This is a genomic window from Pseudomonas sp. AC112 (assembly GCF_979253545.1).
Genome location: NZ_CEEDCM010000001.1, coordinates 1,121,055 through 1,134,578 on the forward strand (window position 1 = coordinate 1,121,055; position 13,524 = coordinate 1,134,578).

The window sequence follows — 13,524 nt, forward strand, 5'->3', positions numbered from 1 at the left end:
CAAGTTCCGGGCTGCAAGCGTACCCATCCCCAGCGCTTGCAGCCTGGAGCCTTCTTCACCTTCGGATGACGCTTATGTCCAAGTTAAAACACGTACTGCTCCAATCCGCCGGCTGGCTGTTCTTTCTGAGCCTGCTGATGGGACTCGCCCTGCTTTTGCCGGCGAGTACGTTCGACTCCGAGTCGAAGAATTTTATTTTCCTGATTGGCGCCGTCGGTATCTGGCGCTACTCGATGGGTGCTACGCATTTCTTTCGCGGCATGCTGTTCCTGTACGTGGTCTACCCGCACCTGCGCCGTAAAGTGCGCAAGCTGGGCAAGGCCGCCGACCCGTCCCATGTATTCCTGATGGTCACCAGCTTCCGTATCGACGCGCTGACCACTGCGCAGGTGTACAGCTCGGTGATCCGTGAAGCCATCGAATGCGGCTTCCCCACCACCGTGGTCTGCTCGCTGGTGGAAATGTCCGATGAGCTGCTGGTGAAAAGCCTGTGGGAACGCATGAACCCGCCGGAGCATGTGAAGCTCGATTTCGTGCGTATCGCCGGTACCGGCAAGCGCGACGGCCTGGCCTTCGGTTTCCGCGCCATCTCCCGCCACCTGCCAGATGAACGCGCGGTGGTTGCGGTGATCGATGGCGACACCGTGCTCGCCGAAGGCGTGGTACGCAAGACCGTGCCGTGGTTCCAGCTGTTCGGCAATGTCGGCGGCCTGACCACCAACGAGTTCTGCGAAGTGCGCGGCGGCTACATCATGAGCGAGTGGCACAAGCTGCGCTTCGCCCAGCGCCACATCAACATGTGCTCCATGGCCCTGTCCAAGCGTGTACTGACCATGACCGGTCGCATGTCGGTGTTCCGCGCCAACGTGGTGACCGACCCGGGCTTTATCGCCGACGTGGAAAGCGACTCGCTGCAACACTGGCGCCTGGGCCGCTTCAAGTTTCTCACCGGCGACGACAAGTCCAGCTGGTTCAGCCTGATGCGCCTGGGCTACGACACCTTCTACGTGCCGGACGCGGCGATCCACACCGTGGAACACCCGCCGGAGAAGAGCTTCATCAAGGCCAGCCGCAAGCTGATGTTCCGCTGGTACGGCAACAACCTGCGCCAGAACTCCCGTGCCCTGGGCTTGGGTATGCGTCGGTTGGGCCTGTTCACCAGCATCGTGTTGTTCGACCAGCGCGTATCGATGTGGACCTCCCTGCTCGGCCTGACCGTGGCAATCATCGCCACCTTCAAGTACGGCGGCGCGTTCATCCTCGCGTACCTGCTGTGGATCGGCATCACCCGCCTGATTCTGACCCTGCTGCTGTCGTGCTCCGGTCACAAGATCGGCCCGGCGTACCCGGTGATTCTCTATTACAACCAGATCATGGGCGCGCTGGTGAAGATCTACGTGTTCTTCCGCCTTGATCAACAGTCCTGGACCCGCCAGGACACCAAACTGACCCGCGATTTGGCCAGCTTTCAACGTTGGTTCAACACCTGGTCGTCTCGGACCATGACCTTCTCCGCCGGCAGCATTTTCGTCGCCGTGTTGCTGATGATGGTCTGACCCTGCCAAGCCTGAATTAACCAAGGAATTACACCGTCATGAACAGCCAAGTAAACGCCAACGTTGTCCACGAGTCCGAAGCCCAGCGCCAGCACGCACGGGTCAAAATCCCGGCCAAGCTGCGCTTCTTCAACACCGACCGCACCCAGACCGAAGCACGGGTGATCGACCTGTCCGCCGGCGGCCTGGCGTTCACCGCCACCCAGCCATTGACCGTGGGTGAAGTGCACAAGGGTCGCCTGCAGTTCGTCATCGACAACCTCGGCCTGGCCATGGACGTGGAACTGCAGATCCGCTCCTACGACCGCCAGACAGGTCGCACCGGTTGCCAGTTCCAGAACCTGGAACAGCAGGATATTTCCACCCTGCGCCACCTGATCACCTCGCACCTGTCCGGTGACATCGTGACCATGGGCGACGTGCTGGCGACCCTGCAACGCGACAACTTCACCAAGGCGCGCAAGGTCAAGGACGGCGGCAGCAACATGAGCGCCTTCGGCCGCCTGCGCGCCGTGACGTTCAGCCTGGCGATCTTCCTGGTCGGCCTCGCGGCGTTCGGTTTTGTCTTCAAGTCGGTGTACGGCATGTACTTCGTCAGCCACGCCCAGGCAGGCCTGGTCAGCGTACCGGGCATGAACGTGACCATGCCGCGCGACGGCACTGTGCAAAGCCTGCTCAAGGGTGACGGGATCGCTGCCAAAGGCGCGCCACTGGCGACCTTCAGCACCAGCATGCTCGATGTGCTCAAGGGCCACCTGGACGAAGACCAACTGCAACCGGCCAAGGTTGAAGAGCTGTTCGGCAAGCAAATGACCGGCACCCTGACGTCGCCCTGCGATTGCGTGGTGGCCCAGCAAATGGTCGCCGACGGTCAGTACGCCAATAAAGGCGACGTGATCTTCCAACTGGTACCACGCGGCAGCCTGGCCAATGTTGAAGCACGCTTTACCTACCGCCAGTTCGCCGACGTTCGCCCAGGTACACCGGTGACCTTCCAGGTGGCCGACGAAGAACAGATCCGCACCGGCACCATCGTCAGCAGCACCAGCCTGAACAGCGCCGACCTGTCCTCCGATATCCGCGTGCAGATCAAGCCTGACGCACCGCTGGACAGCACCTACGCCGGTCGTCCGGTGGAAGTGACCAGCGACCGTGGCCCGTCCCTGAACTGGCTGATCGATAAAGCCATGGCTCACGGTCTGTAAGCGAGGAGATGCCTGTGATGACTCTCTCAAAAACACCACAATCCCTGTGGGAGCGGGCTTGCTCGCGAAAGCAGTGTGTCAGCCAACACATGCATCAACTGACAGGGCCCCTTCGCGAGCAAGCCCGCTCCCACATGGGAACTGCAGCGTTGCTAGCTGTTGCGGTCAGCCTCGCCGGTTGCGCCGGCCTGCCCGACCAACGCTTGGCTAACGAAGCTTTGAAACGTGGCGACACCGTCACCGCGCAGCAGAATTACCAGCAACTGGCAGACCTGGGTTACAGCGAGGCCCAGGTGGGCCTGGCCGATATCCAGGTAGGCACCCGCGATCCGGCGCAAATCAAACAGGCCGAAGCCACTTACCGCGCGGCGGCGGACACTTCGCCCCGCGCCCAGGCCCGTCTCGGTCGCCTGCTGGTCGCCAAGCCTGGCAGCACCGAAGCCGAACACCATGAAGCCGAAGGCCTGCTGAAAAAAGCCTTTGCCAATGGCGAAGGCAACACCTTGATCCCGCTGGCGATGCTGTACCTGCAATACCCGCACAGCTTCCCGAACGTGAATGCCCAGCAGCAGATCAGCAAATGGCAGGCCGCCGGTTACCCGGAAGCCGGCCTGGCCCAAGTGCTGCTGTATCGCACCCAGGACACCTACGACCAGCACCTGGATGACGTGGAGCGCATCTGTAAAGCCGCGCTGAACACCACCGATATCTGCTACGTCGAGTTGGCCACGGTCTACCAGAAAAAAGCCGAGCCAGAGAAACAGGCCGAGCTGCTCAAGCAGATGGAAGCCGGCTACAGCCGTGGCACCGTTACCGCACAACGTGTTGATAGCGTGGCACGCGTGCTGGGCGACGCTTCGCTGGGCAAGACGGACGAAAAAACCGCCCAGGCCCTGCTGGAAAAAATTGCCCCTGGCTACCCGGCTTCGTGGGTCAGCCTGGCGCAACTGCTCTACGACTTCCCCGAACTGGGCGACGTCGACCAGATGATGAAGTACCTGGACAACGGCCGCGCCGCCGACCAACCGCGCGCCGAGCTGTTGCTGGGCAAGCTCTACTACGAAGGCAAATGGGTGCCGGCCGACGCCAAGGCCGCTGAAGCCCACTTCGAAAAAGCCGTGGGCAAGGAAGTGGCCGCCGATTACTACCTCGGCCAGATCTATCGCCGTGGCTACCTGGGCAAGGTCTACCCGCAAAAAGCCCTGGACCATTTGCTGACCGCTGCACGCAACGGCCAGAACAGCGCCGACTTCGCCATCGCCCAGTTGTTTTCCCAAGGCAAGGGCACCAAGCCCGACCCGTTGAATGCCTATGTCTTCAGCCAATTGGCTAAAGCCCAGGACACGCCAGAGGCCAATGACTTGGCCACGCAGCTCGAAACCCCGCTCACTCCGGAGCAACGCGCCCAAGGCCAACGCCTGGTGCAACAGGAACTCGCCGCCCGCGGCACCCTGGCCCAGAGCACGCTGCAACTGCACGCCCTGGAAGAAGAAGACGGCGAGGAATCCCTATGAAGCTCAACCCATTCGTCAAGGCCGGCATCGGCCTGACCTTCGCCCTGCTGTGGTCGTGCCCGACCCTGGCCGCGCTGACCGAAGCCAAGAACTTCGGCCTGGAAGTCAAAGCCACCGCGCAGTCCGAAGATGACCGCGACCTCGGCACGCAAAAAGGCGGCGACGTCAACGGTATCGGCCTCGACCTGCGCCCGTGGATCTACGGTGAAAGCGGTAACTGGAGCGCCTACGCCATGGGCCAGGCGGTGGTATCGAGCGACATCATCGAGACCGACACCCTGCAACAGTCGGCCGACGACGAAAACCAGCAGACCACCAACAACGACCGCAAGGCCAAGAAAAACTACCTGGCCATGCGCGAGTTCTGGGTCGGCTACAGCGGCTTCACGCCCTACCCTGGCGAGATCCTCAAGCTGGGCCGCCAGCGCCTGCGCAATGACGACGGCCAATGGCGCGACACCAACATCGAAGCGCTGAACTGGACCTTCGACACCACCCTGCTCAAGGCCAATGTCGGCGTCGCCGAACGTTTCAGCGAGTACCGCACCGACCTCAAGGAGCTGTCGCCCAAGGACAAGGACCGCCAGCACCTCTACGCCGACGCCGCCTACCAGTGGACGCCAGGCCAGTGGATCGGCCTGCGCGGTCACCACACCCATGACAACGGCAAGCTCGACTACCCGGAACCCGGCGTACCGACCGACTCGTTGGACAAGCGCGAAAACGGCGACCTGAGCTGGCTCGGTATCGAAGCCAACAGCGACGCCTACAACTGGCGCAACACCAACACCGTCAACTACTGGGCCAGCGTCACCGGCATGCGCGGCGACCGTGATTCGGTCAACGCGCTGAACGCCGACGGCACTCGCCCGACCAACGCCAAGCGCAGCGACGATGTCAGTGGCTGGGCCACCGACCTCGGCGTGCGCCTGCGCCTTGACCCGCAGTGGCAAGTGGGCGCGGCCTACTCGCGCGCCAGCGCCGAGTACGAGCAGAACGGCCTGCAAAGCAACCGTTCGAACTGGACCGGCACCCAGTCCCGCGTGCACCGTTTCGGTGAAGCCTTCCGTGGCGAAATGAACAACATGCAGTCCATGAGCCTGTTCGGTTCCTGGCAACTGCGCGAGGACTACGACGCCAGCCTGGTGTACCACAAGTTCTGGCGTGTCGACGGCAACAAGCCGGTGGGCAGCAACGGTATCGACGCCGTGCAGAACAACACCGACGACGTGACCGGCGCGATCCTGTCCAGCACTTCCCTGCCGCTTGAAGACGGCAAGAAAGACCTGGGCCAGGAAATGGACCTGGTCGTCACCAAATACTTCAAGACCGGCCTGCTCCCGGCCGCCCTCAGCCAGTCCATTGACGAACCGTCGGCCCTGGTGCGCTTTCGTGCTGGTGTATTCAAGCCGGGCGACGCCTATGGCAGCAACGTCGACTCGTATATGCACCGCGCGTTCGTCGACGTGATCTGGAAATTCTGATGGGAGCCTGCGCTATGAAACCTCATAAGTTGCTGGTCGCGGCGATGCTGATGGCTAACGCCACCGCCTTCGCCGACACCGCGCAGCCGGTCAAGGCGCCAACCATCGCCAAAGAGCTGCAACAGGCCAAGACCTACACCATCTCCAGCCCGCCGACCGCGCCGCTGGAAATGGCCAAGCCGGCCCTGCCGGACCTGTCGGGCTACACCGACGCGGCGATGGAAAAGAAGATCGTGCGCGCCAAGCCGGGCAAGATCAGCATCCGCCGCATGATGCAGGAAGACGCCCTCAAGGACTTCATCGGCGGTGACAACAAGATGGCCGAGTGGGTAGTGCGCCAGCACGGTATTCCCCAGGCGATCTTTGTCGACGACGGCTACATGAACCTCAAGGACTTGCTCGGCAAAGTGCCCAAGCAATACTTGAGCGAGACCTCGCCGGGTGTGTTCCTCGCCAAGCTGCCGATCGTGGTCGGGCGCAAGGGCATCCTGGAAATCGACAAGAAGACCCAGGAACTGCGTCTGTCCCAGGAAGCCGGTTCGTTCCTGATCAACGACGGCCAGTTGTTCGTGCGTGACACCAAAGTCACCGGCTGGAGCGAAAAGGCCAATGGCCCGGCGCTGTTCAAGTCGCCCAAGGAATTTCGCCCGTTCCTGCTGGCCTGGGGCGGCACCGAGACTTACGTCTCCAAGACCAAGATGGCCAGCTTCGGCTACGCCAACAGTAAGTCGTACGGGGTGAGTATTTCCCAGTACACGCCGAACATGGCCAAGGTGCTCAAGCGTCCCGAGCCGACTGGCTGGATCATCGACTCCGAGTTTTCGGACATGTGGTACGGCTTCTACTGCTACGAGACCACGAACTTCGTGATCAAGGGCAATACCTACAAGGACAACATCGTCTACGGCATTGACCCCCACGACCGTTCCCACGGCCTGATCATCGCGGACAACACCGTCTACGGCACCAAGAAGAAGCACGGCATCATCATTTCCCGTGAAGTGAACGACAGCTTCATCTTCAACAACCGCAGCTACGACAACAAGCTCTCGGGCCTGGTGCTCGACCGCAACAGCGTCAACAACATCGTGGCTGACAACGAGTTCTACCGTAACCACACCGACGGCATCACGCTCTATGAGAGCGGTGACAACCTGCTGTGGGGCAACAAGGTGATTGCCAACCGTCGCCACGGTATCCGCGTGCGTAACAGTGTGAACATCAAGTTGTACGAGAACACCTCGATGGCCAACGGCCTGACGGGTCTGTACGGCCACATCAAGGACCTGACCGACACCGACCGTGACATCGCCCTCGACCCGTTCGACGCCAAGGTCTCGCTGATCGTGGTCGGCGGTGAACTGGCGGGTAACGGCAGTGGCCCGCTGTCCATCGATTCGCCATTGAGCGTCGAGCTGTACCGCGTGTCGATGCTGGCGCCGACCAAGTCCAGCGGCATCAGCTTCAACGGCGTGCTGGGCGATCGCCAGGAAGAGATTCTCGACCTGCTGGTGCGCCAGCAGAAAGCCGTGCTGATCGACCCTGTCGAACGCCAGACCGAATTGCAGGACTGAGGATGACCCTTATGCACCCACACATGATCAAACTGCTGAGCCTCTCGGGTCTGACCCTCGGCCTGCTCGCGGCCAGCCAAGGCGTACGCGCCGACGAAATCAAGGCACCGACCTTCACCGCCGAGCCGTGCTGCAGCCTGTGCCCGGCCGCCCACGATGCAAAGAACTACACCACACGCTACCAGCAGAACTTCACCACCCTGGTGCAAGCCCAGGGCGACTGGCTGTTCCGTACCCAGGAAGACCTGCGTACCGAATTCGACACCACCCCGTCCGGCTACAAACGCATGCAGCAGTTGCACGATGCGTTCAAGGCCAAGGGTGTGGAACTGGTGGTGGTCTACCAGCCGACCCGTGGCCTGGTGAATCGCAACAAGCTCAACCCGGAAGAGAAAGCCAAGTTCGACTTTGACAAGGCGCTGGGTAACTACAAAACCATGCTCGGGCGTTTCGCCAAGATGGGTTACGTAGTGCCGGACCTGTCGCCGCTGACCAACGAACAGCTTCCGGATGAACTGCCGGCCCACGATTTCTACTTCCGTGGCGACCAACACTGGACGCCGTACGGCGCCCAGCGCACCGCAAAAATCGTCGGTGCCAAAGTGCGTGCCATGCCTGAGTTCGCCGATATTCCCAAGCGCGAATTCGAAACCAAGCGCTCCGGGCGCATGGGCAAGACTGGCACCCTGCACAACATGGCCGGCCAGCTGTGCGGCACGAGCTACGCGATCCAGTACATGGACCAGTTCACCACCGAGCCCAAGGGCGAAGCGGGCGACGGCGACCTGTTCGGCGATTCCGGCAACCCGCAGATCACCCTGGTGGGTACCAGCCACAGCGGCAAGAACTACAACTTCGCCGGCTTCCTGGAACAGGAAATCGGTGCTGACATCCTCAACGTCGCCTTCCCCGGCGGTGGCCTCGAAGGCTCGATGATCCAGTACCTGGGCAGCGATGAATTCCAGAAGACCCCGCCAAAGATCCTGATCTGGGAGTTCTCGCCGCTGTACCGCCTCGACCAGGAGACCATCTATCGCCAGATGATGTCGCTGCTCGACAACGGCTGCGAAGGCAAGACCGCGCAGATGACAGCCAGCACCACCTTGAAACCCGGCAAGAACGAATTGCTGGTGAACAGTTCGAACAAAGACCTGCGTAATGCCAATCACCAGGTTGATATCCGCTTCGCCGACCCGTCGGTGAAAACCCTGCAAGCCACCCTCTGGTACATGAACGGGCGCCACGAGGACATCAAGATCGAGAAACCCGAAACATCCGATACAGACGGGCGTTTCGCCTTTGAACTGCGCACCGATGAAGACTGGGCCTCGCAGAACTTGCTGGCCGTGGAAGTGCAGGGTCCGGAAGCGGGCGCTGCCGCGCAGAAAGTCGAAGCGAAAATTTGCACACGCAACGTATTCCCAGCCAGTGGTCAACAGACCGCTTCAACTGGGCAATGAGGTTACCTATGCAGAAGTTATTGATTCCAACGCTGCTGGGCCTGGCGATGTTCGCCGGCTCAGTCAACGCCGCCGCGCCACTGCGTCCACCCCAGGGCTACTTCGCCCCGGTGGAAGCGTTCAAGACCGGCGACTTCAAGAATGACTGCGACGCCATGCCGGCGCCGTACACCGGCTCGCTGCAATTTCGCAGCAAGTACGAAGGTTCGGACAAGGCCCGTTCCACGCTGAATGTGCAATCCGAAAAAGCCTTTCGCGACAGCACCGCCGACATCACCAAGCTGGAAAAAGACACCAGCAAGCGCGTGATGCAGTTCATGCGCGACGGTCGTCCGGAGCAATTGGAATGCACGCTCAACTGGCTGGCTACTTGGGCTCGGGCAGACGCACTGATGTCCAAGGACTTCAACCACACCGGCAAGTCCATGCGCAAATGGGCGTTGGGCAGCATGGCGTCGGCCTATGTGCGCCTGAAGTTCTCCGAGTCGCACCCGCTGGCCAACCACCAGCAGGAAGCGCAACTGATCGAAGCCTGGTTCAACAAACTGGCCGATCAGGTGGTGAGCGACTGGGACAACCTGCCGCTGGAAAAAACCAACAACCACTCCTACTGGGCCGCCTGGTCGGTGATGGCAACGTCCGTCGCCACCAACCGCCGCGACCTGTTTGATTGGGCCGTGAAGGAATACAAGGTCGGCGCGAACCAGGTCGATGACCAAGGCTTCCTGCCGAACGAACTGAAGCGTCAGCAACGCGCCTTGTCGTACCACAACTACGCGCTGCCGCCGCTGTCGATGATCGCCAGTTTTGCCCTGGTCAACGGTGTAGACCTGCGCCAGGAAAACAACGGCGCACTCAAACGCTTGGGCGACAAAGTGCTTGCTGGGGTGAGAGACCCGGAGATCTTCGAGCAGAAGAACGGCAAAGAGCAGGACATGAAAGACCTGAAGGAAGACATGAAGTTTGCCTGGCTCGAACCGTTCTGCACCCTCTACACCTGCGCCCCGGATGTGATCGAGCGCAAGCACGGGATGCAACCGTTCAAGACCTTCCGCCTCGGGGGCGACCTGACCAAGGTCTACGACCCGACGCATGAAAAGGGCAACAAAGGTTCCTGACGGAACCCCCTCCTGTAGGAGCCCGGCTTGCCGGCGATGGCGATCCTGAAGACGCCATCGCCGGCAAGCCGGGCTCCTACAGAGAGGTGGCGTGAATGTAGTACCGCCCTCCCGCGAAATCGTGGGGGGGTTTGGGGGGGCTCTGGCCCTTGACTGTTGGTTAAACATGGAGAGATCGGGATGGTTTTCTCGTCCAATGTGTTCCTGTTTCTGTTCTTGCCGATCTTTCTCGGCTTGTACTACTTGAGCGGGCAACGCTATCGCAACCTGCTGCTGCTGATTGCCAGCTATGTGTTCTACGCCTGGTGGCGAGTGGACTTCCTGGCGCTGTTCGCCGCCGTGACGCTGTGGAACTACTGGATCGGCCTCAAGGTCGGGGCAGCCGGCGTGCGCACCAAGCCGGCCCAACGCTGGTTGTTGCTCGGCGTGGCGGTCGACCTGTGCATCCTCGGCTACTTCAAGTACGCCAACTTCGGCGTCGACAGCATCAACGTGATGATGAAGTCGGCGGGCCTGGAGCCCTTTATCCTCACCCACGTGCTGTTGCCGATCGGGATCTCGTTCTACATCTTCGAGTCCATCAGCTACATCATTGACGTGTACCGTGGTGATACCCCAGCGACCCGCAACCTCATCGACTTTGCGGCGTTCGTGGCGATTTTCCCGCACTTGATTGCCGGCCCGGTGTTGCGCTTTCGCGACCTGGCCGACCAGTTCAACAACCGCACCCACACCCTCGACAAGTTCTCCGAGGGCTGCACGCGGTTCATGCAGGGTTTCATCAAGAAAGTCTTTATCGCCGACACCCTGGCGGTGGTGGCCGACCATTGCTTCGCCCTGCAGAACCCCACCACCGGCGATGCCTGGCTCGGTGCGCTGGCCTACACCGCGCAGCTGTACTTCGACTTCTCCGGCTACAGCGACATGGCCATCGGCCTGGGCTTGATGATGGGCTTCCGCTTCATGGAGAACTTCAAGCAGCCGTACATCAGCCAGTCGATCACTGAGTTCTGGCGGCGCTGGCACATCAGCCTCTCCACCTGGCTGCGTGACTACCTGTACATCACCCTGGGTGGCAACCGTAAAGGCACGCTGACCACCTACCGCAACCTGTTCCTGACCATGCTGCTCGGTGGCCTGTGGCACGGTGCGAACATCACCTACATCGTGTGGGGTGCGTGGCACGGCATGTGGCTGGCGATTGAAAAAGCCATCGGCCTCAACACTTCGCCGCGCAGCTTCAACCCGGTGCGTTGGGCCTTCACCTTCCTGCTGGTGGTGATGGGCTGGGTAATCTTCCGCGCCGAAAATCTTCACGTCGCCGGCCGTATGTACGGTGCGATGTTCAGCTTTGGCGAGTGGTCGCTGTCGGAACTCAACCGCGCCAACCTCACCGGCCTGCAAGTGGCAACTCTGGTGGTGGCGTATGCAACGCTGGCGTTCTTCGGCCTGCGCGATTTCTACACCAATCGCCCAGCGGACAAAGCCAAGCCTGCCGATCCGAGCCTGATCAAGGCCGTACCGGGCGACAACCCCGGCAGCATCCACGAGCCAGGCTTCACCGTTGGCCAGGATGCCGCCGTGCAACCGGCCTACTGGACCGCTGACTGGCCACGCTACGCCATGCGCGCTGCGGTGCTGCTGCTGTTCGTGGCGTCGATTCTCAAACTGTCGGCGCAGAGTTTCTCGCCGTTCCTTTACTTCCAATTCTGAGGGAGCCGACCATGACACGATCATTACGCGTCCTCTATATCGGCCTGTTCCTGGTGGTGCTGCTGGCGCTCGGCGCCTGGTCGCTGCGCAGTTTCTTCGGCTTCAGCACCAATGCCGACGCCACCGTGCTCAACGGTCGCTGGACCAAGGCCGTCGAGACGCACTACGACGACCAGTTCCCGATCAAGCGCATCGGCACCAACCTGTGGGCGGCGCTGGACTACAAGCTGTTCAATGAAGGCCGCCCCGGCGTGGTGCTGGGCCGCGATCACTGGTTGTACAGCGATGAGGAGTTCAACCCCGCCGTCAACGAAGACCAGAACCTGGAAGGCAACTACGCACTGGTCGAAGGCGTGCGCCAGAAACTCAAGGCCCAAGGCATTCAACTGGTGATGGCAATCGTGCCGGCCAAGGTGCGCCTCTACCCGGAACATTTGGGTGAAGTGAAACCGGCCAGCATCCACGCCAACCTGTACCAGGACTTCCACGCCCGTGTGGCTGCCGACAAGATCATCGCCCCGGACCTACTCGGCCCGCTGCAACAGGCCAAGCTCGGCGGCAAGCAAGTGTTTCTGCGCACCGACACGCACTGGACCCCGGACGGTGCGGAAATCGCCGCCAAGCAGTTGGCCAAGGCCATCGCCGACAAGACCCCGCTGAGCGGTGAGCCGCAACGCTTTGTCACCGAGGCGGAAAAAACCGAACCGCACAAAGGCGACCTGCGTCTGTTCCTGCCGCTGGACCCGCTGTTCGAAAACCTGATGCCGCCGAAAGAGCCGCTGGAAAAACGCGTGACGCACCTGGCCGAAACCAAAGGCGACGACGCGCTGTTCAGCGACAGCGAAACCCCGGTGGCACTGGTGGGCACCAGCTACAGCGCCAACCCCAACTGGAACTTCGTCGGCGCCCTCAAGCAAGCCCTGGGCAGCGACGTGGTCAGCTACGCCGAAGACGGCCACGGCCCGATCCTGCCGATGCTCAGCTACCTGAAAAGCGATGACTTCAAGAACAGCCCGCCACAGGTGCTGATCTGGGAGTTTCCTGAACGTTATCTGCCCGTAAACAACGAAATCGGTGATGCCGACCCCGCGTGGGTTGCGCAGCTTAAACAAGCCGGTTCGCGCCAACAGAACATGGCACTGAACACCCCGATTAAACACGAAAAATCCGAGACGCCCGACCGGGCGCAAAACTGAAAGAGAGGTAACTCACATGACTTTCACTACAACTCCTCGTCGTCTCGCTAAAACCCTGGCTATCGCAGCCGGCCTGAGCTTCGTATCGATGTCCGCCTTCGCCGGTGGCGACGCCGCCCTCTACGGCCCAACCGCGCCGAAAGGCTCAAGCTTCGTGCGCATCTACAACGCCAGCAACCAGGAAGTCAGCGCCACTGTTGGCGCGACCAACTTGAGCGACGTTGCGCCACTGGCCAGCAGCGACTTCAGCTTCATGCCCGGCGGTGACTACAGCGCCAAGGTCGGCAGCCAGACCGTGCCGGTCAAGCTCGCCGCCGATCATTACTACACCCTGGTCAACAGCGGCAGCGGCCAGCCGCAGCTGATCGAAGAGCCACCGTTCAAGAACAAGCAGAAATCCCTGGTCCGCGTACAGAACCTCAGCGACAAGGCCCTGACCCTGAAAACCGCTGACGGCAAGACCGATGTGGTCAAGGCCGTTGCCGCCAAAAGTCGTGGCGAGCGTGAGATCAACCCGGTGAAGGTGAGCCTGGCGCTGTATGACGGCGACAAGAAAGTCGGCGACGTGAAGCCGGTGGCCCTGGAGCGCGGCGAGGCAGCGGTGCTGTACGTCACCGGTTCCGGTTCGAGCCTGTCGCCAGTGTGGGTGAAACGCCCTGTGTCGACCCGCTAATTAGATTTTCGACCTGGCTCCGCTCCCCTGT

General features: G+C 61.3%; 10 protein-coding genes. All 10 read left to right on the forward strand.

From position 1 onward, the window contains the following. Positions 1-74: 74 nt before the first annotated feature. A complete protein-coding gene (gene alg8, locus AC0IYN_RS05315; protein WP_034102288.1) occupies positions 75-1,556 on the forward strand; it encodes a mannuronan synthase in 1,482 nt (493 codons plus the stop codon). A gap of 38 nt (positions 1,557-1,594) precedes the next feature. Beyond that, a complete protein-coding gene (locus tag AC0IYN_RS05320; RefSeq protein WP_078046993.1) occupies positions 1,595-2,761 on the forward strand; it encodes an alginate biosynthesis protein Alg44 in 1,167 nt (388 codons plus the stop codon). Between the two features lie 89 nt (positions 2,762-2,850). Further along, positions 2,851-4,275 (forward strand): alginate biosynthesis TPR repeat lipoprotein AlgK, encoded by a 1,425-nt coding sequence (algK, locus tag AC0IYN_RS05325; protein WP_422393848.1) that lies wholly within the window; start codon positions 2,851-2,853, stop codon positions 4,273-4,275. Then, on the forward strand, positions 4,272-5,759 hold the full coding sequence (locus tag AC0IYN_RS05330; RefSeq protein WP_406597808.1) for an alginate export family protein: 1,488 nt from the start codon (positions 4,272-4,274) through the stop codon (positions 5,757-5,759). Before algK ends, AC0IYN_RS05330 begins: the two co-directional genes overlap by 4 nt. Then, entirely contained in the window at positions 5,759-7,333 is a 1,575-nt protein-coding gene (gene algG / locus AC0IYN_RS05335) for a mannuronan 5-epimerase AlgG (RefSeq protein ID WP_406597807.1), read from the forward strand. Before AC0IYN_RS05330 ends, algG begins: the two co-directional genes overlap by 1 nt. A gap of 11 nt (positions 7,334-7,344) precedes the next feature. Next, entirely contained in the window at positions 7,345-8,793 is a 1,449-nt protein-coding gene (locus AC0IYN_RS05340; protein WP_406597806.1) for an alginate O-acetyltransferase, read from the forward strand. Positions 8,794-8,801: 8 nt separating this feature from the next. Further along, on the forward strand, positions 8,802-9,911 hold the full coding sequence (locus AC0IYN_RS05345; RefSeq protein WP_457249127.1) for a mannuronate-specific alginate lyase: 1,110 nt from the start codon (positions 8,802-8,804) through the stop codon (positions 9,909-9,911). Between the two features lie 180 nt (positions 9,912-10,091). Further along, positions 10,092-11,624 carry an MBOAT family O-acyltransferase gene (locus AC0IYN_RS05350; protein ID WP_406596991.1) on the forward strand — a complete coding sequence of 511 codons (1,533 nt, stop codon included), beginning with the start codon at positions 10,092-10,094 and terminating at the stop codon, positions 11,622-11,624. Between the two features lie 11 nt (positions 11,625-11,635). Continuing rightward, complete coding sequence (locus AC0IYN_RS05355; RefSeq protein WP_406596990.1) at positions 11,636-12,820, forward strand: alginate O-acetyltransferase; 1,185 nt, start codon at positions 11,636-11,638, stop codon at positions 12,818-12,820. 16 nt (positions 12,821-12,836) lie between these two features. Further along, positions 12,837-13,493 carry an alginate O-acetyltransferase AlgF gene (locus tag AC0IYN_RS05360; protein WP_406596989.1) on the forward strand — a complete coding sequence of 219 codons (657 nt, stop codon included), beginning with the start codon at positions 12,837-12,839 and terminating at the stop codon, positions 13,491-13,493. Positions 13,494-13,524 lie beyond the last annotated feature (31 nt).

Excerpts from the sequence above, each read along its gene's own strand:
- AC0IYN_RS05320 (WP_078046993.1), top strand. The coding sequence starts at position 1,595 with ATGAACAGCCAAGTAAACGCCAACGTTGTCCACGAGTCCGAAGCCCAG.
- AC0IYN_RS05340 (WP_406597806.1), top strand. The coding sequence starts at position 7,345 with ATGCACCCACACATGATCAAACTGCTGAGCCTCTCGGGTCTGACCCTC.
- AC0IYN_RS05360 (WP_406596989.1), top strand. The coding sequence starts at position 12,837 with ATGACTTTCACTACAACTCCTCGTCGTCTCGCTAAAACCCTGGCTATC.
- algK (WP_422393848.1), top strand. The coding sequence starts at position 2,851 with ATGCATCAACTGACAGGGCCCCTTCGCGAGCAAGCCCGCTCCCACATG.
- AC0IYN_RS05350 (WP_406596991.1), top strand. The coding sequence starts at position 10,092 with ATGGTTTTCTCGTCCAATGTGTTCCTGTTTCTGTTCTTGCCGATCTTT.
- AC0IYN_RS05345 (WP_457249127.1), top strand. The coding sequence starts at position 8,802 with ATGCAGAAGTTATTGATTCCAACGCTGCTGGGCCTGGCGATGTTCGCC.
- AC0IYN_RS05355 (WP_406596990.1), top strand. The coding sequence starts at position 11,636 with ATGACACGATCATTACGCGTCCTCTATATCGGCCTGTTCCTGGTGGTG.
- AC0IYN_RS05330 (WP_406597808.1), top strand. The coding sequence starts at position 4,272 with ATGAAGCTCAACCCATTCGTCAAGGCCGGCATCGGCCTGACCTTCGCC.
- alg8 (WP_034102288.1), top strand. The coding sequence starts at position 75 with ATGTCCAAGTTAAAACACGTACTGCTCCAATCCGCCGGCTGGCTGTTC.
- algG (WP_406597807.1), top strand. The coding sequence starts at position 5,759 with ATGGGAGCCTGCGCTATGAAACCTCATAAGTTGCTGGTCGCGGCGATG.